The organism is Okeania sp. SIO2C2 (genome assembly GCF_010692625.1).
Lineage (GTDB): Bacteria > Cyanobacteriota > Cyanobacteriia > Cyanobacteriales > Microcoleaceae > Okeania > Okeania hirsuta.
Genome location: NZ_JAAHGM010000005.1, coordinates 1 through 25,292, shown reverse-complemented (window position 1 = coordinate 25,292; position 25,292 = coordinate 1). Strand labels below are relative to the sequence as shown.

General features: G+C 34.2%; 24 protein-coding genes and 1 pseudogene. 11 read left to right on the top strand and 14 right to left on the bottom strand.

The window, feature by feature from the left end; all coding sequences use genetic code 11:
• Positions 1-20: 20 nt before the first annotated feature.
• From F6K18_RS04825 to F6K18_RS04795, 7 genes are all read left to right on the top strand, one after another.
• Positions 21-719, top strand: a complete 699-nt coding sequence (locus F6K18_RS04825) for a hypothetical protein (protein ID WP_287519165.1) — start codon at positions 21-23, stop codon at positions 717-719.
• Complete coding sequence (locus F6K18_RS04820; protein ID WP_287519163.1) at positions 716-1,168, top strand: hypothetical protein; 453 nt, start codon at positions 716-718, stop codon at positions 1,166-1,168. Before F6K18_RS04825 ends, F6K18_RS04820 begins: the two co-directional genes overlap by 4 nt.
• A gap of 167 nt (positions 1,169-1,335) precedes the next feature.
• Complete coding sequence (locus F6K18_RS04815; protein ID WP_287519161.1) at positions 1,336-2,190, top strand: N-acetylmuramoyl-L-alanine amidase; 855 nt, start codon at positions 1,336-1,338, stop codon at positions 2,188-2,190.
• 93 nt (positions 2,191-2,283) lie between these two features.
• Entirely contained in the window at positions 2,284-3,348 is a 1,065-nt protein-coding gene (locus tag F6K18_RS04810) for a peptidoglycan-binding domain-containing protein (protein WP_287519159.1), read from the top strand.
• 3 nt (positions 3,349-3,351) lie between these two features.
• Positions 3,352-5,169, top strand: coding sequence for a hypothetical protein (locus F6K18_RS04805; RefSeq protein WP_287519157.1), 1,818 nt, complete (start codon positions 3,352-3,354; stop codon positions 5,167-5,169).
• 176 nt (positions 5,170-5,345) lie between these two features.
• The gene (locus F6K18_RS04800; RefSeq protein ID WP_287519156.1) at positions 5,346-6,200 is read left to right on the top strand and encodes a hypothetical protein; all 855 of its coding nucleotides are present in this window, start codon (positions 5,346-5,348) and stop codon (positions 6,198-6,200) included.
• Between the two features lie 660 nt (positions 6,201-6,860).
• Complete coding sequence (locus F6K18_RS04795) at positions 6,861-7,319, top strand: helix-turn-helix transcriptional regulator (protein ID WP_287519153.1); 459 nt, start codon at positions 6,861-6,863, stop codon at positions 7,317-7,319.
• 864 nt (positions 7,320-8,183) lie between these two features.
• Here F6K18_RS04795 and F6K18_RS04790 read toward each other — a convergent pair.
• The 4 genes and pseudogenes from F6K18_RS04790 to F6K18_RS04775 form a co-directional block, all read right to left on the bottom strand.
• On the bottom strand, positions 8,184-8,348 hold the full coding sequence (locus F6K18_RS04790) for a transposase family protein (RefSeq protein ID WP_287519151.1): 165 nt from the start codon (positions 8,346-8,348) through the stop codon (positions 8,184-8,186).
• A gap of 423 nt (positions 8,349-8,771) precedes the next feature.
• On the bottom strand, positions 8,772-9,323 hold the full coding sequence (locus F6K18_RS04785; protein WP_287519150.1) for a mechanosensitive ion channel family protein: 552 nt from the start codon (positions 9,321-9,323) through the stop codon (positions 8,772-8,774).
• A 16-nt stretch (positions 9,324-9,339) separates the two neighbouring features.
• Positions 9,340-10,546: pseudogene (locus tag F6K18_RS04780) on the bottom strand (RNA-guided endonuclease InsQ/TnpB family protein).
• A 16-nt stretch (positions 10,547-10,562) separates the two neighbouring features.
• Positions 10,563-10,949 (bottom strand): hypothetical protein, encoded by a 387-nt coding sequence (locus F6K18_RS04775; protein ID WP_287519148.1) that lies wholly within the window; start codon positions 10,947-10,949, stop codon positions 10,563-10,565.
• Between the two features lie 665 nt (positions 10,950-11,614).
• On the opposite strand from F6K18_RS04775, the gene F6K18_RS04770 reads away from it, so the two are divergent.
• The 4 genes from F6K18_RS04770 to F6K18_RS36445 all read left to right on the top strand — a co-directional run bounded on the left by F6K18_RS04770 (position 11,615) and on the right by F6K18_RS36445 (position 15,513).
• Positions 11,615-11,920, top strand: a complete 306-nt coding sequence (locus tag F6K18_RS04770) for a BMC domain-containing protein (RefSeq protein WP_124143536.1) — start codon at positions 11,615-11,617, stop codon at positions 11,918-11,920.
• Between the two features lie 141 nt (positions 11,921-12,061).
• Positions 12,062-12,412 (top strand): carbon dioxide-concentrating mechanism protein CcmK, encoded by a 351-nt coding sequence (locus tag F6K18_RS04765; RefSeq protein ID WP_287519145.1) that lies wholly within the window; start codon positions 12,062-12,064, stop codon positions 12,410-12,412.
• A gap of 734 nt (positions 12,413-13,146) precedes the next feature.
• A complete protein-coding gene (locus F6K18_RS04760) occupies positions 13,147-14,130 on the top strand; it encodes a hypothetical protein (RefSeq protein ID WP_287519144.1) in 984 nt (327 codons plus the stop codon).
• Between the two features lie 792 nt (positions 14,131-14,922).
• Positions 14,923-15,513 (top strand): type II CAAX prenyl endopeptidase Rce1 family protein, encoded by a 591-nt coding sequence (locus tag F6K18_RS36445; RefSeq protein WP_353735014.1) that lies wholly within the window; start codon positions 14,923-14,925, stop codon positions 15,511-15,513.
• Between the two features lie 253 nt (positions 15,514-15,766).
• Here the strand turns inward: F6K18_RS36445 and F6K18_RS04750 are convergent, their stop codons facing one another.
• The 10 genes from F6K18_RS04750 to F6K18_RS04705 all read right to left on the bottom strand — a co-directional run bounded on the left by F6K18_RS04750 (position 15,767) and on the right by F6K18_RS04705 (position 25,166).
• On the bottom strand, positions 15,767-17,332 hold the full coding sequence (locus F6K18_RS04750; protein WP_287519141.1) for a mechanosensitive ion channel family protein: 1,566 nt from the start codon (positions 17,330-17,332) through the stop codon (positions 15,767-15,769).
• Positions 17,333-18,349: 1,017 nt separating this feature from the next.
• Positions 18,350-19,300 carry a MoxR family ATPase gene (locus tag F6K18_RS04745; protein ID WP_287519139.1) on the bottom strand — a complete coding sequence of 317 codons (951 nt, stop codon included), beginning with the start codon at positions 19,298-19,300 and terminating at the stop codon, positions 18,350-18,352.
• 834 nt (positions 19,301-20,134) lie between these two features.
• Positions 20,135-20,299, bottom strand: coding sequence for a hypothetical protein (locus F6K18_RS04740; protein WP_287519137.1), 165 nt, complete (start codon positions 20,297-20,299; stop codon positions 20,135-20,137).
• A 70-nt stretch (positions 20,300-20,369) separates the two neighbouring features.
• A complete protein-coding gene (locus tag F6K18_RS04735) occupies positions 20,370-21,494 on the bottom strand; it encodes a DUF4350 domain-containing protein (protein ID WP_287519135.1) in 1,125 nt (374 codons plus the stop codon).
• On the bottom strand, positions 21,481-22,092 hold the full coding sequence (locus tag F6K18_RS04730; RefSeq protein ID WP_287519133.1) for a DUF4129 domain-containing protein: 612 nt from the start codon (positions 22,090-22,092) through the stop codon (positions 21,481-21,483). The genes F6K18_RS04735 and F6K18_RS04730 overlap by 14 nt, the downstream gene beginning before the upstream one ends.
• A gap of 143 nt (positions 22,093-22,235) precedes the next feature.
• Positions 22,236-22,658: an ATP-binding protein gene (locus tag F6K18_RS04725; RefSeq protein WP_287519131.1), complete on the bottom strand. Its 423-nt coding sequence runs from the start codon at positions 22,656-22,658 to the stop codon at positions 22,236-22,238.
• Positions 22,659-22,742: 84 nt separating this feature from the next.
• Positions 22,743-22,952 (bottom strand): histidine kinase dimerization/phospho-acceptor domain-containing protein, encoded by a 210-nt coding sequence (locus tag F6K18_RS04720; protein ID WP_287519128.1) that lies wholly within the window; start codon positions 22,950-22,952, stop codon positions 22,743-22,745.
• A 42-nt stretch (positions 22,953-22,994) separates the two neighbouring features.
• Complete coding sequence (locus F6K18_RS04715) at positions 22,995-23,447, bottom strand: response regulator (RefSeq protein WP_287519126.1); 453 nt, start codon at positions 23,445-23,447, stop codon at positions 22,995-22,997.
• A gap of 100 nt (positions 23,448-23,547) precedes the next feature.
• The gene (locus tag F6K18_RS04710; RefSeq protein WP_287519124.1) at positions 23,548-24,087 is read right to left on the bottom strand and encodes a hypothetical protein; all 540 of its coding nucleotides are present in this window, start codon (positions 24,085-24,087) and stop codon (positions 23,548-23,550) included.
• A gap of 641 nt (positions 24,088-24,728) precedes the next feature.
• Positions 24,729-25,166: an SDR family NAD(P)-dependent oxidoreductase gene (locus tag F6K18_RS04705; RefSeq protein WP_287519322.1), complete on the bottom strand. Its 438-nt coding sequence runs from the start codon at positions 25,164-25,166 to the stop codon at positions 24,729-24,731.
• Between the last annotated feature and the right edge of the window lie 126 nt (positions 25,167-25,292).

The window sequence follows — 25,292 nt, the reverse complement described above, 5'->3', positions numbered from 1 at the left end:
TAATCAAGCGAGATATTTCTATGCCTTTACAACAAACTTCTTCCCAATTCCGAAGAACCACCCGTCCTGTAGCAGAAGCGATGGTATCATCAGGTTCTCCTTCAGCTAATGAAATTCCCTTTGATTATGTATCAAGATTTCCTCTAACTGGAATACGAGCAACACGGATTCAAGATGTAATTAACATCAGCGTGGAAGGAGCATTTGTAGCCGTGGCAATTGGCTATAGTTTTGTTCCAGCATCTTTACCTATCCTTAATGAAGCCATTGAATCCTCTCCCTCTACCCCCGCCGAAGGAATACAGGCTGCAAATCAAAGTCATCCATTATTGTCCTTTATTGAACCTTTTGTTCGACCTCGGTCGGATTCAACTCCGATTGATTCACCAGATGGGAGGCAAACTCAACAACTCCAATTCATCAAAATGTTCACCGAATGCTCTTTGGTTAAACTTTGTGGGATTAATTTCCGCTACAGTATTGTTGATAGCGGTAGCGGAAGAGAATTGCAAAATCAACCAATTCATAACATTGCTGGATTAGGAGAATCAAATGGCGATCGCCCCTTCCGTCCTTTTGCGAAACCGATGATTTTCTTACCTCGTTCCACCATCCGGATTGAAGTAGAGGAGATATCAGAAGGTCCACTCTATGAAGGTGCTGAACTCTACATAGTGCTGCACGGTTACAAAATGCTTGGTTATGGAACTGCAATATGAACGTTTGTGATATTTGTGGCATTCCCTTGGATGCCAACTACTTTGACAATGCCAGTATTCAGCCTGCTCCAGTGAATGTGGGTGATGAAGTGGAATTAGCTCGCTATCAACTTCATCCCCAATACTGCGGTCGTTTGCTCTGCTTTGCTCAATATGCAGAACCCCAGGAAGAAACCACTCGCAAAATCGTCCAAACTCCTGGTTATGAATGGGCGGTTCTGTGTAACAATCAACCCCGCGACCCTTATTTACCTAGTAATTTGATTTTGAATCCCTGGGGGGAGAATAACCTCTCGATTCATCTGCGATTGGAAGAAGGATGTGCGGTGCGGTTTGTGGTGCGGAAGGTTTCTAGTTCGCCAGAGATTGAGTTAGCCAAAGTGGGCGGTCGTTTGCAGGGTCGTTATTGGTATAACAAGATTTATGGTGGGTTGCCGAATCGATTGTAAATAACTAGTACAGTACAGCGGAAATAAACCAACCATTTGTTAAAGGTCAAAGCTAGATATAATAGTACTTTTGACTTATTACCTTGAGACTTCTGCGGAGCAGTACTACACATTACAAACAATACAGTTAAGTCTGTATTTATACTCCAAACACAAGGAGATATAAAGTGTACTTTAAAGTTAATGATGAATTAGGGTTAGGCTATTTAAGTGCCACTATTGATATTGCCAAGTCAGTAGATAGAAACCAAGGTTATATGATCGACCTTGGTTGGCAGAAATATATTGATGAAATAGTAAGTTTACTTGGTTTTACTAGCTTTACACCCAATGAAGAAATTTTTGCTCAAGCCGTTGCTGATTGGCAAGAAAAATGGAATTTAAAGCCAGACGGAATTATTGGACCTAAAACTTGGCAATTAATGCAAGATAAACTTAATCTTAATCTAGATGTAATTAAGACAGATCGTATTAAAGACAGAACTGCTTTAACACCTAAAGACAAGCGCAAGAATCTCAAGCGTGGTCTAGTCTATGCCCTTGTACTGCACCAAATGGCATTTAGCCGTGGTAATGATGTCAGAAAATACAATAATGTGACAGCTCACTTCATTATTACTCCTGATGGTCAGATAGCTCAGTTACATCCAATTTCAGCTTACTTATATGCATCTAATGGATTTAACAAACATAGTGTGGCAGTTGAGTTTGCTGGTAATTTGCCTAGCGTCAAAGGAAGATGCTGGAAAACCGAAAACTTTGGTTGTCATAGATTAACCTCTGCTCAAATTGAAGCAGGTCGATATTTGGTTCGCACTTTAATTAATAAAATTGGATTAACTCATATTCTTGCTCATCGTCAATCCTCTAGATCTCGCAGCAATGATCCAGGTCCAGATATTTGGTATTACATTGGTCAATGGGCTGTAAACAATCTGGGATTAAAAGATGGAGGTTCGGGTTTCAAGATCGGAAACGGTAAACCCATTCCAGACTCCTGGCGTGAATGGGGCAAATTGTAGTACAGCAGACATTCGATAAATGATACATTGCTCTTTGTTACAAAAAAATACATTTCAGTTAATATTTATACTCTAAACACAAGGAGATATAAGGTGTATTTTAAAGTTAATGATGAATTAGGTTCCCTAGCTGCAACTATTGATGTTGCTAAAGCGGTTAAAAACAACCGGATATACATGGTAAGTGTTGGTTGGCAAAAGTATTTTGATGAAATTGTAAGTTTACTAGGATTTACCACCTTTACTCCCAATGAAGAAATATTTGCTCAGGCAATTGCTGATTGGCAAGAAAAACGTAAGTTAAAGCCAGATGGAATTATTGGCTCTAAAACATGGGCAAAGATGAAAGTTGCTTTGGGTTTAAAGTCTGTTCCTAAACCATCTAAACCATTACCAACTAAGCCTAGTGAAGACTTGACAAAAGCTTACAAAATTAAATACGAGACTATACCAGGTAAAGAATATGGGGGTAAGTGGAAGTCTACTAAACCTCCAGGATTACCTAATTATGCAAGAAAGGCAAGTTCAAAAGGAGAACCCTTAGTACATATCGAACGAATTGCACAAGAAGAAGGTTTAGGAGATATTTTTGTTAAAGCAGTTTTACAAATGGCAAAGATTGAAAGTGGAGGAAGTAAATTTGCACTTCCAGCAAATATTTTTAACGCATTACCAAAGTCAGACAGAAAAGGTAAACCTCTAATTACAGCATGGGGTGTATTTCAGTTCAATCGAGATGCTTGGCGCTCACTTCCTGGTGTTGCGAAAAATGAGTTCCCCTGGGATAGTACAGCCTATGAAGAAATAGCAAGACCTATTAAATGGTGGTACGCTAAGCGATTTCGTCAAGTTCTGAGTAAAGGTGGTAGTGCTATTGATGGAGCAGGGGCTATAAGAATATTCCATATCACACCGCGTTTATATGGAAAGTGGCTTAAATATGCAATAGCTAATGGAAACTTCCAGCAGGCTTGGGCTGAATTAAATGATATACAAATTAAAGATTTGAATCAAAGATCAAGTAAAGCACGCAAAACATCTAAGAAACAAAGGCTTGAAAAATATTTAGCAAAAGCAAAGAAAAATCCTCTCAGACAAAGGATTGAAAAATTCTTAAAAGCAGCAAAAATATTGAGTTCTAATGAAAGCCTCTTATAAAATATGAGCTATACAGTTAACAATAAGTTAGTAGATATAAACTTAGATTGTGAAAGTGAATTGGGGTATTTTGGAAACGCAAACTCATTTACATGTGAGCCTGGTCGTTTTCAGAATAATAAGCTAAATGTAGTCATCTGGAAAAATAGAATTACTCCTGGTAAGCGTAAAATTCCGAAGAATTTAAAATTAGCTATTCTTGCAAGAGGTCGCATTAAACTGCCCATCGAAAAAATAAAATGGATTCTTGATCAAAATCAACAACTTGACTGGATCAAACAATTACCTCAAAATTTTGAAGAACAATTTCCTAAGGCTGATGTTACAATAGAACTTTTTTTAAGACGAACCATTCTAACTGTGAATGAAGTTAGTAGAATATTTCAAGGTTATTTAGAGCATCGTCATTATCAGGAATTAACAGGTTGCAAATATTTTGCTGGATATTGGTATTGGGCTGAAGGAAAAGAAATATTTGAACAAAATCTAGGAATAAGCATTAAAAAGCTATTTGATAAAGCTAATGTTAAATTGCCACAATACATGCAACAAAAGGATAAAGAAAGATTTTATCTACTAATCTATGTTAGCTTCTCTAAGACAATTGAAAAGTTCTTTGTTAAACCAAAACCAATACAGCCCGATATTATTATTCCTCCTCCTCCATCAATAAAAGATAAGTTTCAACCTCTGATTGGGTTAACGTCAGAATCTTACTACAATCTCCGTCAAGAACCGAGTGAAAAGTCTTATATACTTGGTAAGATGCTTGGCAAATCAATTCCAGTTAAAATTACAGATAAAGCTCTAAATAACGATGGTAAAACCTGGTATTACATTACGCTTCAAGAGCAGATGCCGATTAAAAAGGATGGTAAATTACTGGAATTGCCTAAAGGAAAAAAATGCTGGGTAATTGAAGATGCTTTAATCGTTCGTGTTGCGAATTGGAATTACTTCCGAAATCAATTAATTAATTTTGAGGCAGCTAATAGGACTCTCAGTTTAGACGAGCGTATTACTAAATTGCGTCAAATGAGTCATAGTCGAAATTTACCATTTGATGACGTTATTGGCACGCCAAAAGGCGATGAGTATCTTGATACACGACGTTTTAATAAAGTAGGTTGGCAAATTTCAAAAGATTATCAAGCTGTCCAAACACCGGATGGACGTTGGGTGGATATTTTTCATTTGCTTGTAGGACTCGATGTTCTTAGAAAACCAGAAAAAGATACATCATATGCTGGAATCGACATTGGTACAAACTATTCAGCTGCTACGTGGGCAGGTGATATTGGTGCAGCAGCAGCAGATGCCACTTTAAAAAGTTCAAAGACTTGGGAGGAACGAAACTCTGCAGCTACTTCAACAAGACGGATCGAATTTTATTACAATACCCGTTCCCCAGAATGGGACTTACTCGGAGATATTGATGCTTGGGGTATAAATAGTCTACGAAAAAGTCATAAAACTATTCATCTAGACACTATAGATAAACTACTTACTTTTTATTACAAAGAATTGCGTAGGGTTAATTTAGAGCTTCTTACCGTGCAAAGAAAAAAATCGATTAAGCTTTTTCTGCGTCATTATAATTTTAAATATGATGTAAGAAAAAATTATAAAGATTATCCTGCTTTGATTAAGCAAGAAAAACCTTATCTAAGAATTTATCATGAGATTCGTAAATTTGGTAGAATATGGATTTTCAAAAAAAAGCCTTTTTCTAAAATTAAATTTCCAAATCGGACATACACTTCCAAAATGGCTCGTCTTTTCCTAATTTGGCTGGAGAGAGAAGCGATTAAAAATGGTTAGCTCTATATAGAGTATCTCGTGTATCAATTTTCCTTTTTCGACAACAAATGGGAGTAATAAGTCTTCAAATAGAAGTATGTAAAATGTTTATTTTAGAGTTAACCATAGATTGGCATTAATTTCTTGTTGATATTTGCTTTTACACAAACTCAAGGCTGACAAACCTCGGAAAAGACATGACTACCCTATCACCTCACATATCCATAAACCTAAATCACCACCATTCAACCTGCATAATCGATCCAAACCTCGCTCTCTCCTCCTACGGATTAACACTCACTAAAAATTTAGCGAATTTTTTAGAACTATGGATAGCACGTGAATTCTGGCAGATTCTCGACAATATTAATTACTACAAACAACATCCCGAATCTTTACAACTAAAAACGAGTGTTCCAACAACAAATCAACAAGAACTAATTCAAACATTACAAAATTGGCAATCCCTTCGGATAGCAACAGTTCCAACAAATCTCAATTTATTTTGGATTGGAGACAACAAGAGCGAATCCTTCCTACCAAGTAATGTAGATCCACAACTCATCTACCACTGGGAATCTCTAGCTCATTCCCTTGATAATCAATTAGAGCAACATTCTGTCACTCAATCTACCATTACTTCTGCTTTCCGAGACACCGTAGCACTCGCTGCTGCTTTAAAATCCGCTTTTATCCTCACTTATCAATCACCAACAAAACAGGATAAAAATCTTCCCCCTGATATCTGTAGTGCATTAGAAAGTTGGGGAATCTCCTGTCAACAAATAGATTCTAATGACTCCATAGCTGCTATAGAACGAGAAAAACTTCTACATTTAATTATCCAAGCTGGACTTTCCAAATTCCTCTGGGCTGGACTTAACCTAGTTGTTTTACACTTGGTTGTACCATCCCCTTCTCACCTACCTTATGGTGCTTCCGAAATTCAGGAGACTCAATCCTCTAATATGCAAACCTATATAGAGGAATTCCCACTAACTCCTAATTTCTGGAAGAAAGCTAGAGGTTTTTGGTATCGAGTCAAAATGTAAATTTATCTTTCAAAACCTATTGACCATTACGAAAATTATTTATACTAATAGTACCACAACAAACAAAAAAGTTAGTTGTAATTTTTGCTCTGACAAAGCTCTCTGATTTTAAATACTCTAGTGCAGAATGGGGGAAATAACTGACCAGTTACAAAATCTTAAAAGTGTTACTAATCAATACTTTTGACTTTTGATTTTTGACTTTTAACTTCCGCATAGCTGCACTAGGTAAAAATACCTTTTTTATCTATATTTAAGGTAGAGAGATGTGAGGTACATATAGTTCTAGATTTTTCAGTGACAAATAGTTGTCTTGATTTCTTCCTCCTTATTCCCAATTCCTTGTTCCCTGTTCTCTATCTCCCTTTTATATTTTCTAATACATTCAATATCTTAGTTAGGGTTTGCTGGTTAAATCTAAAAGCATTGACATATAAAGGTTGAGCGCATTTTTTAGTTGAAAAAAGTCCAAGCTTAATGGTCGTAATGGTTCAAAAAATTAGCATTTTAGGCAGTTTTGTTGCGCAGAATAATCAAGGGATTATTCTTCCTTCTACCTCCTCTATAATTCCCCGTTCCTCCTGTCTCCTACCCTTACCCATAAGACTTTTTCAGCAAACCCTAGTTATTTTTCAATAGGATGAAAACAAAGGAGTATTCATGAAAGAAAATCTTGAAAATTACCACCAACACTCAAACATTAATGATTTGAGTGCTCCTAATATTGTTGGTAGTTTCCATATTAGAAAACATCTTTATGTTATCATTATTCTTGAAGGTTTTAGGGAAAATTTTACAGATTTTGAGTTTAATTGTTTGCCTTTATTTTCCCAGGGGGTAAAAGTTGGTCAATTTGAAGCTCATGGACAACGTTTTGCAATTGTTGAAGTAAAAGACTATCAATCAAATAATAAATTAAATATTGCTGATATATTGACTGAACGTGAACTCCAGATTGTTAAACTCGTTGCTCACGGGAATGTAAATAAACAAATCGCAGGCAAACTCCATATCAGTGAGTGGACTGTCTCAACCCACATACGTAGGATTTTTGCCAAGCTTGGGGTAGATAGCCGTGCTGCTATGGTTTATAAATGTGCTTCTTTAGTCCTGGGGTAACAAGCTAGCTAAAAGCTATATATAGAAAGAGATTTGCGGACGGGAACTGAAGAATACTTCAACAGAAAGGAAACGCTTATTGAGAATATAAGGGGGTGTATTGCGTTGACACAATAGTTCAAGTTAGCCTCTAAATAATATTATCAAAAAACTTACTTTTATTGATTTTAGTTAACCAGAGATAATGCCCTTATTAAAAAGTCTATTTGTAACGGCTTGCAAACAAAAACGCTTCGGCTCGTAAACAAGGCAATTTTTCCTACGGAATGCTGCGCAAACAGCTCACATTATCTGCAAACAAGCTCAGATTATTTGCAAATAAGCTCGCAAACAGAATTTTCGGCTCACATTAACTGCAAATAGCCTGTAACCTTGACACAGAAAGTATTATAGTCTTTTGGCCTAACTTCTTGGCTATGTAATGTCCAATTAAGTGCCTTTTTGATAGTAAAACGACGTTTTATCCCTAATTAAGGTCTTTTCTCTAGTCAATAATGTATATAAAAGTATTTTTTTGCTTCATTAATTAGTATATATATTGAATAAATATATTCTACCATATATTAAATATTAATTACCTTATTCTCTACTTATATTGTTGATTTAAAATATGTGCTAACTAGGCAATTTACATAACTATTTTTCCTGTCAAAGTATATATATAACGCCACAATAAATTTGCAAAAATCTTAGAATCAAAGGTTTGAAATCCAATAATTACAACATTATTTAGCTACATAAATAGTTAATCTAATAGAGCTTATCGTAATCATTAGTTTAATTGATAATAATGTTTATGCTCTTATATCGTCTTAAAAAGCTAGTAAAAGGAAAACTCAAAAGCGATAGCTCTAGTTGTTGCTGTCAGGCCAGATGATGACGGCGAGCAAAGTCTTCTAGAGCAAGATAGGAGAAACAACCGCTCATTGTACCCATAATTACTAACAGTAATACTAACCATAATGGATAACGTCTTCCTCTGGCAGCTCGAAAATCTGGTAACTGGACCAATATTTGTAACAAGTTCATTTCTATTTAACCCGAAATAGAAATAGTTAGCTTAACTAAATAATTTACACCGAATCATTGTACTCCTCAATATTTTTCTCTGGCGACAATGAATTATACCAATTCCCAAAAATAATGCTATACTTCCGATGCAACTTCAGTTATTAAGTAATCATAATGCTTCAGTAATGTTTGTAAAGATTATAGGTATTAAATCAAAATATATTATATCTTTTAACCCTACTGCCTACTGCCTACTCCCTACTCTCAAGGAAATGTAGCAAGACTTTTGAGAATGGTATTAGCTCTGCTTCTTAAGGGGGGGAATATTGAGAAAGATTTGGCAATGACGCATCGGTTGGAACATTTATTGATACCGAACCAGAGCGGATTTGATATCAATTATTTCTCCCCATTCCCCTACTCCCCCACTCCCCCACTCCCCTACTCCCCACCTCCTAGAGCGGAAAGATATGAATAGTCTCCTTTGTTGCGATCGCCATTAGCATTATTAGGATAATTTTGAAAAGTTAGAGACTGTTGTGGTACACCAATAGCAATACCTTCTTGGTCAAATGCTTGTTTAACTCTGAGGCGGAATTCACGTCCCACAGCAAACTGTTGTATTGGTGCAGTCTTAATCCAAATTTGAATTAAAATGCCTGTGTGCGAGATATTATCAACTCCGAGAATTATTGCAGGTTCGAGAATTTTATCTTGCCATTCAGATTCGTTTCGCATTTGCTCTGACACTTCTGCCATCATATTTAGTGCTTTTCTAGCATCTGCACTGTAGGCAATTTCAACTCGAAAGTCTACCCGAGACCAATCTTTTGTCAAGTTTTGCACCACCTCAAAACTACCATTAGGAATAGTAATTAGTCGTCCTTCTGCTCCCCTCAGTTGAGTTAGATAAAGATTTATATGTTCTACAAAACCTGCCACATCAACTATTTGAACTACATCTCCAACAGCATATTGATCCGTCCTTGACATCCTCCCGACGCTGCTCTTAGGAGACAGCGCGGGATTCCCTGGCATCACTGTTAGGGGCTTTCTGTTTCTTAGCACCCGCCTTCCGGGATTTACTCCCAGATGGTCTAAAAGCGCGCTCCACAGACTGACACTGCGAGTCCCGCAGCCAAAATATTTATTGCAGCATTGATGTCACGATCATGGTGACTACAACATTCTGGGCATTCCCACTCTCTAATATTTAGAGGTAATTTCTCCACGACATGACCACAATTAGAGCAGCGCTTAGAACTAGGGAAATATCTGTCAATTTTAATTAATTGGCGACCGTACCATTCTGCTTTGTATTCTAATTGCCTGACTAATTCTCCCCAGTTGGCATCACTTATTGCTCTTGCTAATTTGTGGTTTTTAACCATGTTTTTTACCCCTAAATCTTCAACTACAATCAATTGGTTTTCTTTGATTAGCTGAGTCGTTAGCTTATGGGTATAGTCTAGTCTTGAATCTTTAATTTTTGCGTGTATTCTAGCTACTTTAAGCCTAGCTTTTTGATAGTTATTTGACCCAAAGGTTTTCCTAGATAGAGATTTCTGACCTAACCTCAGTTTCTTGTGTAATTTGTTTATATTTTTAGGGTTAGTAACTTTTTTTCCATCACTGGTAGTCAGTAAGCTGGTAATTCCTAAATCAATACCTATTTGTTTAGTTACTTGGTTCAGCTTTAAATCTCTAGGGTCATTGACTCTAAGGGACACTAACCATCTACCAGAGGGTTCAAGTTTTACGGTAATTGTACTTGGTACACAGTTTTGGGGTATTTGCCTACTCCATCTGATAGGTAATGGTTCACTACATTTAGCTAAATATACTTGACCATCTTTCCACTTAAATGCGGACTTTGTAAATTCTGCACTACCACCATTACGCTTTTTCTTAAAGTTGGGATATTTGGCAAGTCCACTAAAGAAGTTGGTAAACGCTGTTTGTAGATGTCTTAAACCTTGCTGTAATGGAACACTGCTAACTTCAGTAAGGAAATCTAAATCTTCCTGTTTTTTCCAGTGAGTCAGCATAGCAGAAGTTTGCTTATAACCTACTCGCTCTTTGTTTTCATACCAAGCTTGAGTTCTAGCAGCTAAAGCTTTGTTGTAGATCAGTCGAACACAGCCTAAAGTCCTCCTCAACAGGTTTTCCTGTTCTGGAGTAGGATAGAACCTAAACTTGTAAGCCTTTTCAACCATTTACTGCTTGCTAATTCTACGTTGACATCTTAACATATTCTGTGTGAAACCGCAACATTGAAGAGATAGCACTTTGATTATCTTTTGTATTAGCTGATGGTGCAGCGACAGTAATTAAAGGTCTGCCATTAAACCAGACTTTACTACACATTAAATTACCACATTGATATGGTCGATTAAACCAATCAAAAATTGGTCCTTGATTATCCGTTTGTTGTATATTTGGCAGGAATGGTATTTGTGCCCAAGCTACAGATGACCAAGTAATTGTTATGCCAAAAGTTAATAGAGCAACCAGAATAAATTTGACTGTCGAATTAATTTTGCGATGGTTTTTACTCGCGATCGCTCTCATATTATTCTGAAAATTTTTGATGAATTGATACTTGATTATATTGTGCATAAATCAATTAAATTACAATAACATTAAATGCAATAATATCTGAAAAATTTAGATTAAGTTAGTGAGCAAATAATTCTGTTCAATAGCTTCCCCTTTTAAGGGGATAAAAAAAGAGAATATTCCAGATTTCAAGCCTCCTTATTGTAGAGGTACTGATAACTGATATAGCGTTTCTCAAATTAGTGAGATACAGTTGTTTTTCTTTTTTTATATCCCCTGTTTCTCGAATTACTACTTCCTAAAAATTACGAATTTTGTACCTCACCAATATGAGAATTGCTATAACTGATAACTGAAATGACACTATATTCTACATTTTTTAGGAAAATTTCAAAGAAATCGAATATAGAGAAAAATGCTTATAGTTCAGTATAAGACCAATTAAAAAAAAGAATGTTACGAATAATAAGTACGATTAAAATAATTTACAGGAAATGTCCTTTTGATAAAAAAAGAGAATTTATGACCTAAAAACTGGTATTGAAGCAATTCATTCTGACTCCTGACTCCTGACTCCTGACTCCTAATAAAGAGAATAGTTATTTGTAGCAAATATTTATCAAAATGGTATAACTGATTGGTTTTTTATCAATTTATATATACAGCATCAGCTATTAGGATTACAATTATATTGATTTATTTTTGCAGAGTACAGGAGTATTTCTATGCCAGAAGCAGTAGGTCTCATAGAAACTATTGGTTTTCCCAGTATATTAGCTGCTGCAGATGCTATGGTCAAAGCTGCGCGAGTTACCTTAGTTTACTACGGTATAGCTGAAAGAGGCCACTTTGTCGTGGTAGTTCGGGGACCAACTTCTGAAGTTTATCCTTCAGTCCAAGCTGGCATTGAAGCAGCAGAAAAAGTCTATGGTGGTATTGTGGACAGTCACTATATTGTTCCTAATCCCCCGGAGAATGTAGAATCTGTATTACCACTAAGTTATACAGAAATTAGTGAACAATTTAGATGAATATTGTCCTAAACTTATTGATAGCTCAAATTAATATTATTGATAATTTGGCTGAATATATAGTTTAGTTATGATAGACATCTAAAATTTTTACAATTAATTGCAGAGATTAATTCTTAACTTAAATTTAGGAGAAATATAATGGCACAACAAGCTGTTGGAGCACTGGAAACTAAGGGTTTTCCAGGTATTTTAGCTGCCTCAGATGCAATGGTAAAAGCAGGTCGAGTCACTTTAGTGGGTTATATTAGGGTTGGTAGCGCTCGGTTTACTGTTCAAATTCGAGGTGATGTTTCGGAAGTAAAAACTGCTATGGATGCAGGAATTGCTGCTGTTGAAAAAGCTTATGGTGCGACCTTGGAATCTTGGGTAATTATTCCTCGCCCTCACGATAATATTGTGGCTGTTTTACCAATAGATTTTAATCCAGGTGTTGAAGAATACCGCCAACGAGTAGAAGGAATAACTGTACCAAGATTGCCTAATAGGTAGATGAATTTTGACTAATTAAATATCTACATAATTCTATTTTAAGCCGTCCATAAGACTATAGTATTACCAAGATTTACAATTTTGGTTAGTATTAAAAAATATAGACAGTGGACGGTACTATGGAAGCATGATTTGAGTAGCTAGTTTGGATTAAATATTAGATTTTAGGTATTCAATAATTAATAATTACCTGTATAAAAAAAGATTGGTGAATATTTTTTTTGATTTATTTATTCAAATAATAAGAGGCTTTAAACCTTAATGATTAGATAATTATAAAAAATCAATAACCAGAACACATAAAACTATCACAATTAATTAGGAAACTATATATTCTGTAAAAATAATCCCAAAATTGGTGAGATTTTAATAGTGAAAATTGAAAAAGTAATAAGTGAACATTTTCATTCAATATGCTATTGTTAAAATAAGTACAATTGAATCTCTGTAAAAAATATTGAATTTATCTATTGTTGACAATTAAAAACAAATCGAATGGAATTTTGATTGAGAATAGCTACAATGAGTAAAGACTATGACAGCAGGATAGTCTTTATTTATTGTAGCTAATTTCCTCTTGAATTTTGTGTAGGTAGCGCGAGTACATAGGAAAAAAACTAAAATACAGATAATAAAGTCTGAAACTATTACTACTGTTACCTACTTTCTAATTCCAAAATATTTTCTACATAACCCTGTCGAGGACTGCTATATATTGAATCTTATCTGAAGCTATGGATACTTGGATTATACAATTACACCGCTCTACTAATGAAATCACTTTTTTGGCAATTAGTGCCTTGGCAGCAATAATTTTTTGCTTTTGGTTTATCCCTATTGCTACAGATACTATGGTAAATTCTGCAGCAGGTTTAGCTGAAAAATATTTAGGTAAAAATCAACGCACAATAGTAATCAATTCTAGTACAAATAATCCTGAATTATTTTTGATGTTGCTATCATTGAGTCTCGGTAGGTTAGGAGGTATAGCAACTCCTCTAGGTTCAAATTTTGCCAATATTTATCTAATGTTTATTGTGGCACCAATAATTGTTATAGGTAAATGGGTATTTTTAGGAAAAATATCTAATATCAAAAATTTTATCGAAATTCTTAATAAAGAAAAAATGCTATTTTTATGGCATTTTTCCATGTCATTATCAATGTTTGCCTTTGCTACTACAGCTTATTGGTTTATTACTGGTGAATCGGAATTTGCACCTTTGCCAGAAGTCATAGATTCCCGAACTTTACCTTGGGTAATTGTTGGTGGTATAACTTGTTTAGCAGGTATATTTGTCTTTTTTCTTTATGAAAAACAGTTTAAGCAAAAAAGACCTGAATTATTTGAAGATATTAATGCAGATGATTATGAAGCAAGTTGGTGGAAGTTTATTGTAGGCACGGCTTTATTGATATTATTATGTTATATTTTAAATACATTATTTATAGCTTGGACTGAAATTTATGATGATTTACTGACTAAATTGTTTGGTGATTCAATCTTTGCAGGATTGCATTATTTTTTGGGAAGTTTAATATCATCTTTACCAGAAACAATTGTAGCTGTGAAAAATTATGAGCGTTTAACTTCACCAGATTTAAACACAGCAATGGCATCAGCTAGTCAGTCAAATATGACTAATTTGGGAATAGGTTTTGTAGGTAGTGTTTTAGCAAGTTTACTATTGGCTATAGGTATTAATTATCAGTTATAAAATCAAGCTATCGGCTGTGTTGAAAAATAATTTTGAAGAAGGAATAAGAAAAAAGTGGATGGGGTTTGTAGACAGGAGGTGGCAGGTCGTTGACTATCCCCAGACAATTGTAGACGGTGGGGTATTAAACCCTTGAGGAAGGAGACAGGAGACAGGAGACAGGAGACAGGAGGAAAATTACATGGGGATAGTCAACGAAGGGCCGCTCCGCGTCTACGCTCCCCCAAGTAATTTTGAACACCCCCGTTGACGGTGGGGTATTAAACCCACAAAGAAAATGATAAAGAAAAAGATAATTACCGAATAATTAAGGTTTAAATCCTCTTCTTTGAAGAATAAAGAAAGACAAAAAATTCTTTTCGCCAATCCTATAATTTTCAGGAGAGGTAATTATTAATTGTTATACTAATTTTATTTGAGGCTGCACAGGATTAGGTGTTAGGTTTTAGGTCGTAGGTCTCATAGCAATTTTATCTGAGATTACATAGAATTATGAAACTTATTAACTTTTCTATCTAGAGCTACAGTCAACTCCGATTAAAATATTATTCTATGCAAGTTAGAAATGAATTTGGTATTAATTATTAATTATCGAATATAGTTATAACTGAATTTAATATAGTTAAATGGAATTGATTGAAGAAGGAAGGACTGAAGTTGTAAAAAGTTTATGGGGATACTGAAAAAAGTTGCTCCACCTCTACAAAGTTCAACCAATTCACTCTGTAGACAGTGAGGTATTAAACTCATCAGAAAAAAGATAATATTAGACTCATCAAAAATCACAGATTTATGAGCTACAAAAATAAATTATTTTGGGTTTTGTGGGTAATAGGTATGATCGGAATGTTATCTTTATTGTTGCTCGATATACCTCTACCAGAAGATAATAAATTACCTCCTTCATGGATAATTAAACTGTTTACTTTATTCCAGCAAACTGTGTTGTTATCTATAGCAGTAATTATTAAAGTTGCTTTAGCTGAAAAAGTTAAATTATCAGCACCTTTAGCAGAAGCGATCGCTAAGAAAAATCCACTTATGCCAGTAATTAAACCGCAAATATTACCAGGTATGATTGGAGGTTTCATCGGAGATTTATCTTTAGTCTTCATTGCTTTATTATGGCAACCGTTTTTACCTTCAGACTTTGTAACTAAAAGTTCGGAAATATCCAACAATTTACCATTTATAACTCGCATTTTATTTGGAGGTATTACCGAAAAATTATTAATTAGATGGGGGTTAATGACACTCCTAGTTTGGATAGGATGGAAAATTTTTCAAAGAGGAAAAGGTAAACCCCAAGGGCGATACTTTGTTATGGCAATTTTGTTGTCATCTTTATTATTTGGGGTCGGACATTTACCAATAGCTTTTTGATTTCAAACTCAGGTAAATGCGATATTTATTTCCTATATTATTACGATTAATTCATTATTTGGTTTAATTCTCGGATATCTGTATTGGCAAAAAGGTTTAGAGTCTGCAATACTAGCTCATGGAATAGCTCATGTAGTGTTAGTAATATTTAATCAGTTATAGGTGGTAGGTGTTAGGTAAATTATTAATTGTTAGTTATTCAGGGAAATATTTACTGTTGCCTGTTGCCTGTTGCCTAGCGCTACGCGCTATATTAATTCCGCTGCTCCTTACCAGTCAAATTAACTTTTTTCCCATTGCTTTCCTGCTGGAAAAACTGCATCAACATCGCTTCCATTCGTGGGGATAAATCAATTGGTAAATTCCCAGACCGCAAATGCAAATCCTGTTGCGGAAACGGAATCTCTATTTGACGCTCCCGCAATGTTGCCTCAATCTTAAAATACAAATCACTCCTAATAATTTCCTGTTTGCTCGGTTCCGCTGTCCATACTCGCAACTCGAAATTTAGAGAACTATCTCCAAACTCAATAAACAATACCTGGGGTTCCGGTATCGATAATACATCGGGGTAAACTGCTGCTGCTGCATCTAATAAAGCTTGACGTACCCCCTCTACATTAGATCCGTAAGCAACTCCTACTGGTAACCGCAACGCCGAAACTGGGTGGTCATGATCCCAATTTATTAGCTCCGCCTCCAAAAACCGGGAGTTAGGTACAATAATAGACACATGATCGAAAGTTTTAATCATTGTACTGCGGGCGCCAATGCGTTCAACAGTTCCTTGATATTCTCCAATTTCTACAAAGTCGCCCACCTGTATCGGTCGCTCAAACAATAATACCAAACCACTGCCAAAATTTTTAGCAATATCCTGGAAACCTAAACCAATACCAACACCAAACGCACTTGCTAACAAGGTAATAGAACTCAAGTCTAAACCCCATACTTGTAATAATATCATTACACCAATAGTAATTAAACTATATTTGGTGATAGTAGCGATCGCTTCTTGAGCGCCTCGGTTAATTCCGGTTACTCGTAAAATGCGCGATTTTAAAATATTAGTTATTCCACCAACACCAATTATTAATGCCCAGACTAAACCTACTAAAATTAATAGATCGGGTACAGAATATGTTTGATTTCCCAAATGAATTACCGGAGAAGTAAAGGTGGAAATTAAGGTATCGGTAAACTGATAACTAAACTGTCGAGTTAGGGGAAATTTATTAGTAATATACAGAATTGTTCCTATCCATAAAGCTATTCTCGTAACTAGCAAACTTAAACTAATTAATATAGATAAACTTTTGCTCTCTTCAGGATGAGCAATGCCATGATTTCCCAAAAAAAACAATATAACTTGATATAAATATTTTCGCCATACTAACTTTAATAGCCAGTTTATTGCTATAGCTCCATTAATAATTAATCCTACTTTAATTAATGTGTTTCCCATAAATTTTAAAGAGCGTTCTTTTTGAGCGATTTTTACTGACTCCTCAATTTTTTCTGCCCAAATGTCTGTTTGCTCTTTGAGATTACTTCCTGGAAAAACATCTTTTTGAGTAACAGTTAATAGATAGGCATCGTTTAACCAAATTGTTGGTAGTTTTTCATCTGTTTTAACTTTTAAATGTATAGGTTTTGATGATGAAACTACAGTTGATAACTTTTGTTCAATTAATTCGGCTCTTTTCTGGGCAGTATATTCCCCTGCACTGCTAATCTTGAGTATTGGTCGCCCATCTAAAACTACTGGAGCTGTAGAATTTTTAAATTCTACTAATGCTGCTCCTGGAGTAAATATCATTAAGCTACTGAGGATGAGCGCGATTATGCTAAATATAATAAATTGAAGTATTCCTGATTGACGAGATTTATAATTATAGTTATAGTTATTTTTTACAATCACTCTTTTTTCCACCCTTTCGTATTTTAATATACAATAATATCAAATATCAATAAATTTTGAATGAATTGTAACACAATGTAGGACAAGTTGATAGAAGTTTGGTTTTCCATCAAAATTATTAATTCCTACACTGCTTTACTAATTGAATTGGATACATATATAGTGGAACAAGAGTATTGGGTATAGTTCCGGAAAAAAGTAATATTTTTTTATTATTAATAATTGGTAAATGGTAAGTTTTGAGCTATAAATCATTAGTCAATATAGTAGAAGAAAGAGAAGAAAGAGGGAAGAAGAAAAAATATTACATTATCTGAGTTTTAAGCTGGCAATCTGTCTTAAGCTTTCCTTCGACTGCTATATCTTAAGATTAAAATTTTAATTATCAGTTTTTTCGATGGAAGATCAAAACTCTGATAGTATATTTTTTTTGTTCAATAATTAATAATTAGAGGATTGAATCAAAGGGAAAATTATGTTTGTAGGACAACATCCTATGGTGTAGCTAGGGAGATATTTTTGGTCTTAATTATTCGGTTTAATTAATATTGAAATATAACTTTGAAATTCATGGCGATCGCCAATCAACTTAATTTAAAATTATCACTTCTAAGCTTCTAATACCAAGGGTAATATCATGTCCGGATAAGAGCGCGATAGAACTCCGTTCCGCTTACACGTTAACGCAGTTGTGCGCCAGCAAACAAAAAACTTTCTCTTTCTTCTTCTTTTTCCCCTCCTGACTCCTGACTCCTTTGTCATTTATTTATAACTTTTCAACCGGACATGATATAAAAAAGAATGCTAAAAAAGAGCTGCTCTAATTCATTATTAGACAGCTATCTCTATCATTTTCCCCTTTTTTTTCAAAATTTACTCCTTCTTCCCTCTTCCTTTTTCCCTCTTCCTTACTTATTACCTTGGTACTGAAACTTGTTTCAATATAGAATTAATTATACTATCAATTATTATTCCATCTAACTGCGCTTCAGGTTTCAAAATTAACCGATGACGTAATAGAGGTAATGCCACTGTTTTAATATCATCTGGAGTTACATAATTTCTATTATTTAACCAAGCTTGTGTTTTACTGGTTTGTAACCATGCTACTGTCGCTCGTGGAGAAGCACCTAAAGCTATATCCGGATGTTTTCTGGTTTGCTGAACTAACCCTAATAAATAATCTAATATTTTTTCTTGAACGTTAATTGCTTCTATTTCTTGACGAGTAAGAATTATTTGTTCGACCGTTGCTATAGGTTTAATTTGATTTAATTGAATACTTTTTGCAGCAAAACCTTGTTGAACATTGAGCAACATTTGTTTTTCTGCTGCTATGTCTGGATAATCAATAATAATCTTGAATAAAAATCTATCTAATTGTGCTTCTGGTAATGGATATGTACCTTCAAATTCTAGGGAATTTTGAGTAGCAATTACCCAAAATAAATTTGGTAATGGCAAAGTTTCTCCATCTAATGTTACCTGTTGTTCTGCCATAGCTTCGAGTAAAGCTGCTTGGGTTTTTGGTGGAGTACGATTAATTTCATCTGCTAATAATATTTCTGTAAAAATTGGACCTTTTTTTAGGGTAAAGTTGCGACTATTGAGGTCAAATACATTAGTTCCTAAGATATCTGATGGTAGAATATCTGGTGTTAGTTGAACTCTGCTAAATTCGGCTTGAATTAATCTAGCTAATACTTTGACTGTGAGAGTTTTTCCTGTGCCTGGAACTCCTTCAATTATTACATGACCTCCAGTCAACAGGGCGATTAATAATTGTTGAATAGGTATATTTTGACCGACAATTATTTGATTGAGAGTCTGATATAGTTGAGTAAATATTGAGTTAGTTTGTTTCATATTAATTCAGTTATTAGTATATATATAATGATAGGTCGTTCCAAATTAATCTGATATTATACCATTTGCCAAAAGTAATGTTATTGCAGAAGGAATAAGTAAGAAGGAAGAAGCAAGAAGAAATAAGAAATAAGAAATAAGTTTTATTATTTATCTGATTTTAAACCATTTGCCAAAAGTAATCTTATTGCAGAAGAAAGAAGTTTTATTATTTATCTTCTGTATTTATCTGATTTTAAACCATTTGCCAAAAGTAATCTTATTGCAGAAGAAAGAAGGAAGAAGAAAGAAGGAAGAAGTTTTATTATTTATCTTCCGTATTTATCTGATTTTAAACCATTTGCTAAAAGTGATCTTATTGTAGAAGAAAGAAGGAAGAAGTTTTATTATTTATCTTCCGTATTTATCTGATTTTAAACCATTTGCTAAAAGTAATCTTATCGCAAAAGGAACAAGGAATAACCGAAGCTGGAAGAGGAAAGAAGTTTTATTATTTATCTTCCGTATTTATCTGATTTTAAACCATTTGCCAAAAGTAATCTTATCGTAGAAGGAACAAGGAAGAAGTTTTATGGTTTATCTTTCGTTGTTTCTGCTGCGGAGTGCTACACAAACAGTTATTTCATCAGTTCTAATTATCAATACTGTTGCTATATAAATAAATTTTTGTATCAATAATTTGTAGGGGTAAATTACCATTTAGCAATGGATAATTGATAATTGATAATGAATCGCACTTTAGGTTGAAAGTCTCTCCTTTTAAGGATAAAAATAAATAAGATTTCCGCACTAGGTTCAATCCTCTCAGTTTTAACCAGAGGTAATTATCCATTATCAATTAATGATATCAAATCCGTTTAATTCGGTATAAAAAAATGTTCCATCTTCAACCATTACCAAATATTTCTCGATCTCCCCATCCCCCCATCTCCCCATCTCCCCACCTCCCCACCTAATTACACTGATACTACTGGATTTGATATCAATCCCTACTCCCATTAACCATCAACAGAAGATCGACCGCTTTTTATACCATTAAAAGAGAATGCTTGAGACCAAAAAAAATCGGTCAAAAATTCCTTTTTGCTTTGTTTTCAACTTGAAATATTTTCTCCCACTTATCTAACCAATTTAATAACTCTGATTCAGTAATTTTTCGTTTTTGAGATTGAATTTTTAGGACTTTTTCTAATTCTATTGATCGCTCTCCAGTTTGCTGTATCCAAGCATCTATCAAAGATTTATCTTCAACTATATTTTCTCCTAGTCCTAATTTCTTTTGCAGTTGAATTTTTTGCTCTTTCCCTGTAGTTTCTAAAATAAATTCCCGACTTTCTGCTTTTTGTAAGACTCCTGCTAAAGCTTGAATATAAGCTTGACTATTATCAATTATTGGTGCTGATAATTTTATCGGTTTAGCAAAACGACGATTTTGAGCAAAAATTAGGATAACTAAAATAATTAAACCCTGAATAAAAATTGGAAATAAAGGGGTTTCAACCAAATAATTCACTAAACTTTCTCCCAACTCCTCCTTAATTACTTCTTGGTCTTTATAACCATGAATATATTCATCTACTAAAATTCGTTGTTGACCTTGAGTAACAAGTTGAGCTAAAAATTCATAATTTCCAGGTATATCTTGATAAGCATTCGCAGCTAAATATTGAGTAGTAGCTAAGATAATTTTTCCTTTACCAAACTGTTTTTGCCAAACTATAGCACCGTAGCGATCGCCTAATAAATTCTCTTCTTTTTGTTGCTCAATTTTTATTGCCCTGCGACTTGTTTCTATTTCAACTTTTCCTACTTCCGTATCATGGATAGTAGTAAAATATGCCTTTGTTACCTGTTTTTTAATGCCTAAAATTACCAAAATATTCCCAGATTTTACCCAATTTTTTATCTGAGCATTAATTACTCGATTTTCTAGTTGACTATTAACCTGTAATAGAGTAACTGATGAGTTGATATCTTGAGTATTTTCTAAATCTATAAATGGTTTTTCCCAGCGTTGAATATCCGCGCCTTTTTCTAACATAAACTTGTACCAAGCACCATATCCATCTGGGGCACGACTATAAGTAGAACCGCTATTTAATTGATTATTTACTGGGGCAAAAAAAACAGTCATTATCATAATTGAAATTAGAGTTATCGCTCCAAATACCCAAAATTTATTAGTTTTTTTCATCTCTGATTTGTTGATAAGCTTCCTGGCATTCTGCAAATACAGCAGCAGAAACTTCTAAGTTACCAAATAATAACTGCTGATGAGTAATGAATAATTTTTGATATGGTTTAGGTAGAGATAACTGCTGAATTAATTCTAAATATTCTCCATCAGTGCGACTAGGTAGATCGGAAATAATACCCCGGTCATTTAATCCTTGTAACATTGCCATATATAAACAACGACAAGCTTCTCGATAATTGCCTATTTCTTGGCATTTTTGTGACTTATCTAACCAAGCTGTTACTGATAATTCTAGTTGAGATTCTGCTCTAATTTCTGTTGTTAAGTTGATTTTATTACGGATACCATAAATATAAGAATTTAACAGTCTAATTATTTGTATAGCTACCCAGCTCAACAGAAAAGCAAAAAATAGCCAAGCCATCGCTTTAGCAATCATTAATATTATGGGATTATCCCACCAAGAAGGCAAATCTACCCCTGGTAATTTAGCTGCTGTTTGAGAAGTTTGAACTTCCCACCATTCGGCAAATTTTTGTTGTAACTTTTGGAATTGCCAACCTAAACTATCTTTTTCAAATGAATTTTCAGACATACTTAACTTTCATCTCGCTCTGGTAGAAAATTTGTAGAATTAGCCATAGGAATTTCAATAATAAATTCAGTATATTTTTCCCCTTGAGTTTCCACTTTAATACTGCCATAATGTTCTCCAACAATAATTTGATGAACGAGAGATCAACCCAAACCCACTCCTTCTCCAGGAGGTTTAGTAGTGAAAAAATGGTCAAAAATTTTATCTTTAATTGTTGAGTTTATTCCTATACCATTGTCATAGATATGGACTTCTATTTTTTCTCCTAAATTATAGGTTTGTACAGGTAAGGTAGGATTAAAATCTTCATTAGCAGCTTCCTGTTGTTCTAACTTAGTTTTGAGAGCATAGCAAGAATTATCAATGATATTCATAAAAGCTTGAAATATATCAGAAAATGACAAATTTATTTTACTAATTGACTCATCATAATTAGTCTTAATTGTCATCGGAATCTTCTGTTTTTCCCACAGATTATGACAAGACAATTTTAATGACTCATTTAGCATCTGATGAATATTGCTAGATTGTAAATTATTGTGGTCAATCTGTGCATGTCTTACCATACCTTTAATAATTTTTTCTGCCCTTTTACCGTGTTGGTAAATACTATATTAATTTTGTTTAATATCATTAATAATTTCTTGAAATTATTCTAATTTTTCAGCTTCAATTTTATTACTTCCTAAAGTCAATTCCTCCATGAGTTCCTCAACTAAATCTGTGGAAAGTTGAGCAAAATTTTGCATAAAATTAAGAGGATTACAAAGTTCGTGAGCAATACCTGAAGTTAAAGTACCTAAGTACGCAAGTTTTTCTTTAGCAATAATGTGTTTTTGAGCTGTTTGTAACTGTCGCAATGTTTCTTGAAGTTTTGCTTCTGCTGCTCTTCTTTGTCTAATTTATTCTACCAGCAGTAAATTTTTATTCTTTAATTTTTCAGTTAGTTGTCGCAGTTGTATATGTACTTTTACTATTGCTAAAACCTCATCTATTATGATTGGCTTAGTAACATAATCTACAGCTCCTAACTCAAACCCTTTAATTTTATCTTCTATATCTGATAAAGCAGTCATGAATATCACAGGAATATCTCTAGTTTCTACACTTTCTTTTAAGCGTTTACAGATGTCAAAGCCATCAATTATAGGCATTAAAACATCTAACAAAATAATATCTGGACTACTTTCTCTTGCTTGTTTCAAACAATTTTCACCATCAACAGATACTAATACCTTAAAGTTATAGCTCTCCAGAACAGTAATTGCTAATTTAAAATCAATTGGATTATCATCCACAATTAAAATAGTAGTATTTTTCTCCCGATCATCAATACAATTAGCGACTTTATCCATTTTATTTCTACCTATTTTGCATTTGATAAATTTGGCGATTAATTTGATTAAATTATCAAACTATAGCAATATGATTTTAGTTGTGAGATGTTGGAGACTTTTATTGCTTTTTTGAAAAAGAATCTAAAAATTTTCGACTGCGTGCATAGCGATAAAAAACTTTACCAATAGGTGAATAAAAAAGATTCCATCTTAATTTTTGACTCACAAATGAATCAGCTTTTGTCATCAATTCCAACTGAGGCGGACCCGATAATATTAAACCATCAATTAAACTTGATTCTTGCTGTAGTTTGACCAGAGATACAGCCACAGGAAACAAAGCACCTTGTACAACTAAAATTACTGGTCTTTGTACAACCTTCTCTAAAAAATATTGTAATTGTTCAGCCCAGTCCATAGGATAGTAAGCCACAGATGGCATATCACTTTCACCACACCCTAATAAATCTGGACTATAGATAGGATTTAGTAAACTTTGCTCCTGCCATAAAGAACAAAATCGATGCCAGAAATTTTTAGATAAACCTACTCCAATAGGATGCAGTAATAGTAAAGGTATAGTAGAACAGTTTCCTTCTTTCTGAGGATAAAATTCGTAAGCACAGCGGTATTTTTTCCAGGTATAAAATTCTTTCATCTGTCAGATAATGAAATATTTTTTGCATATATTCATAACATAAATATATAATAATTCTGACACATAAAGGATAATTTTGTCCAGGAATAAAACCATTGGTTATGAGCCTGTACGATGGAGGAAACATGACCTAAGGTAAACTTCGAGAATTTTTATCAGATATTGGTATTTCAATGTCAGCAGAATACCTATCAAATTTATTAATCAAAAATCAATCAGGTTTTGAAGTTGAATAGCTTCTAGATTCCTGAACAGAATCAGTATCAAAACTTACAGCACTTTTCAAATTGATGAACCACATCTTCACAAGCAAAACCTTGTAGGGACCTTCCATGGAACGTCCTTACTGTGGTCTATCCAAATGAAAACCACTGTAACACAGTTCCTCTTTCTAACGGTGTCGGAACTTTTACTGAAATTTCGCTGGATTTTGATGCTAAAAAGGCATCTAAACTTGCTGAAAATAGATAAATTCTATATCCAAAACCAAAATCGGAACTTTATCACTTCAGTTGGCATTTCCTGACACCTCCTCTATCATTGCGCCAATTTCGGGAGAGGTCTAATTAGAAACGAAGAGATGGCGATTTGAAGTCCTTGCCAAATGATGATGGCGTTGACTAAAAAATGTCTAAGTACCGTTATGATCCCTCATGTGGCATTTGTCCACGAGCTACAATATTGACGGAAGTGATATGCCCATCTGAAGACAAAATATTGACGATTGCTTTTCCAACACTAGAAGGAGGCATTAAACGAATATCATCAGGATCGCTCCCAAAACCAAACGACTCTCTTATTTTAGCGATCCGACTCTTTACTATATTCTCATCATATAAACCCGTATCACACCCACCAGGGCGGATATTTGATACATAGATTTTTTCAGGAGCAAGTTCTAAAGAAATTGCATTGGCAAATCTACTTATTGCACCTTTTGCAGAATTATGGACTGAACCTGATACAAACGATCTTATTCCGCTCATTGAAGAGACAATACAAATACGGGTTTCAGCTTGCTTACCGAAAAAATTGGGTTTAAAGCCCCGTCCTAGAAGGACGGCTTTTCTTAGAACTATAGTAGTTACAAATAAGAACCAGCAGTAGAATAGGGGGAAGAATTAACTTTTTGGATTATGGCTTACAGCATAGATTTACGGGAACGAGTTGTCAACTTTGTGAAGAATGGTGGTAGTAAGGCACAA

What these genes read in the sequence shown, in the direction of transcription:
- F6K18_RS04825 (WP_287519165.1), top strand. Translation starts at nt 21, where the DNA reads ATGCCTTTACAACAAACTTCTTCCCAATTCCGAAGAACCACCCGTCCT.
- F6K18_RS04820 (WP_287519163.1), top strand. Translation starts at nt 716, where the DNA reads ATGAACGTTTGTGATATTTGTGGCATTCCCTTGGATGCCAACTACTTT.
- F6K18_RS04805 (WP_287519157.1), top strand. Translation starts at nt 3,352, where the DNA reads ATGAGCTATACAGTTAACAATAAGTTAGTAGATATAAACTTAGATTGT.
- F6K18_RS04800 (WP_287519156.1), top strand. Translation starts at nt 5,346, where the DNA reads ATGACTACCCTATCACCTCACATATCCATAAACCTAAATCACCACCAT.
- F6K18_RS04795 (WP_287519153.1), top strand. Translation starts at nt 6,861, where the DNA reads ATGAAAGAAAATCTTGAAAATTACCACCAACACTCAAACATTAATGAT.
- F6K18_RS04790 (WP_287519151.1), bottom strand. Translation starts at nt 8,348, where the DNA reads ATGAACTTGTTACAAATATTGGTCCAGTTACCAGATTTTCGAGCTGCC.
- F6K18_RS04785 (WP_287519150.1), bottom strand. Translation starts at nt 9,323, where the DNA reads ATGTCAAGGACGGATCAATATGCTGTTGGAGATGTAGTTCAAATAGTT.
- F6K18_RS04775 (WP_287519148.1), bottom strand. Translation starts at nt 10,949, where the DNA reads ATGCACAATATAATCAAGTATCAATTCATCAAAAATTTTCAGAATAAT.
- F6K18_RS04770 (WP_124143536.1), top strand. Translation starts at nt 11,615, where the DNA reads ATGCCAGAAGCAGTAGGTCTCATAGAAACTATTGGTTTTCCCAGTATA.
- F6K18_RS04765 (WP_287519145.1), top strand. Translation starts at nt 12,062, where the DNA reads ATGGCACAACAAGCTGTTGGAGCACTGGAAACTAAGGGTTTTCCAGGT.
- F6K18_RS04760 (WP_287519144.1), top strand. Translation starts at nt 13,147, where the DNA reads ATGGATACTTGGATTATACAATTACACCGCTCTACTAATGAAATCACT.
- F6K18_RS36445 (WP_353735014.1), top strand. Translation starts at nt 14,923, where the DNA reads ATGAGCTACAAAAATAAATTATTTTGGGTTTTGTGGGTAATAGGTATG.
- F6K18_RS04750 (WP_287519141.1), bottom strand. Translation starts at nt 17,332, where the DNA reads ATGATATTTACTCCAGGAGCAGCATTAGTAGAATTTAAAAATTCTACA.
- F6K18_RS04745 (WP_287519139.1), bottom strand. Translation starts at nt 19,300, where the DNA reads ATGAAACAAACTAACTCAATATTTACTCAACTATATCAGACTCTCAAT.
- F6K18_RS04740 (WP_287519137.1), bottom strand. Translation starts at nt 20,299, where the DNA reads ATGGGAGTAGGGATTGATATCAAATCCAGTAGTATCAGTGTAATTAGG.
- F6K18_RS04735 (WP_287519135.1), bottom strand. Translation starts at nt 21,494, where the DNA reads ATGAAAAAAACTAATAAATTTTGGGTATTTGGAGCGATAACTCTAATT.
- F6K18_RS04730 (WP_287519133.1), bottom strand. Translation starts at nt 22,092, where the DNA reads ATGTCTGAAAATTCATTTGAAAAAGATAGTTTAGGTTGGCAATTCCAA.
- F6K18_RS04725 (WP_287519131.1), bottom strand. Translation starts at nt 22,658, where the DNA reads ATGGTAAGACATGCACAGATTGACCACAATAATTTACAATCTAGCAAT.
- F6K18_RS04715 (WP_287519126.1), bottom strand. Translation starts at nt 23,447, where the DNA reads ATGGATAAAGTCGCTAATTGTATTGATGATCGGGAGAAAAATACTACT.
- F6K18_RS04710 (WP_287519124.1), bottom strand. Translation starts at nt 24,087, where the DNA reads ATGAAAGAATTTTATACCTGGAAAAAATACCGCTGTGCTTACGAATTT.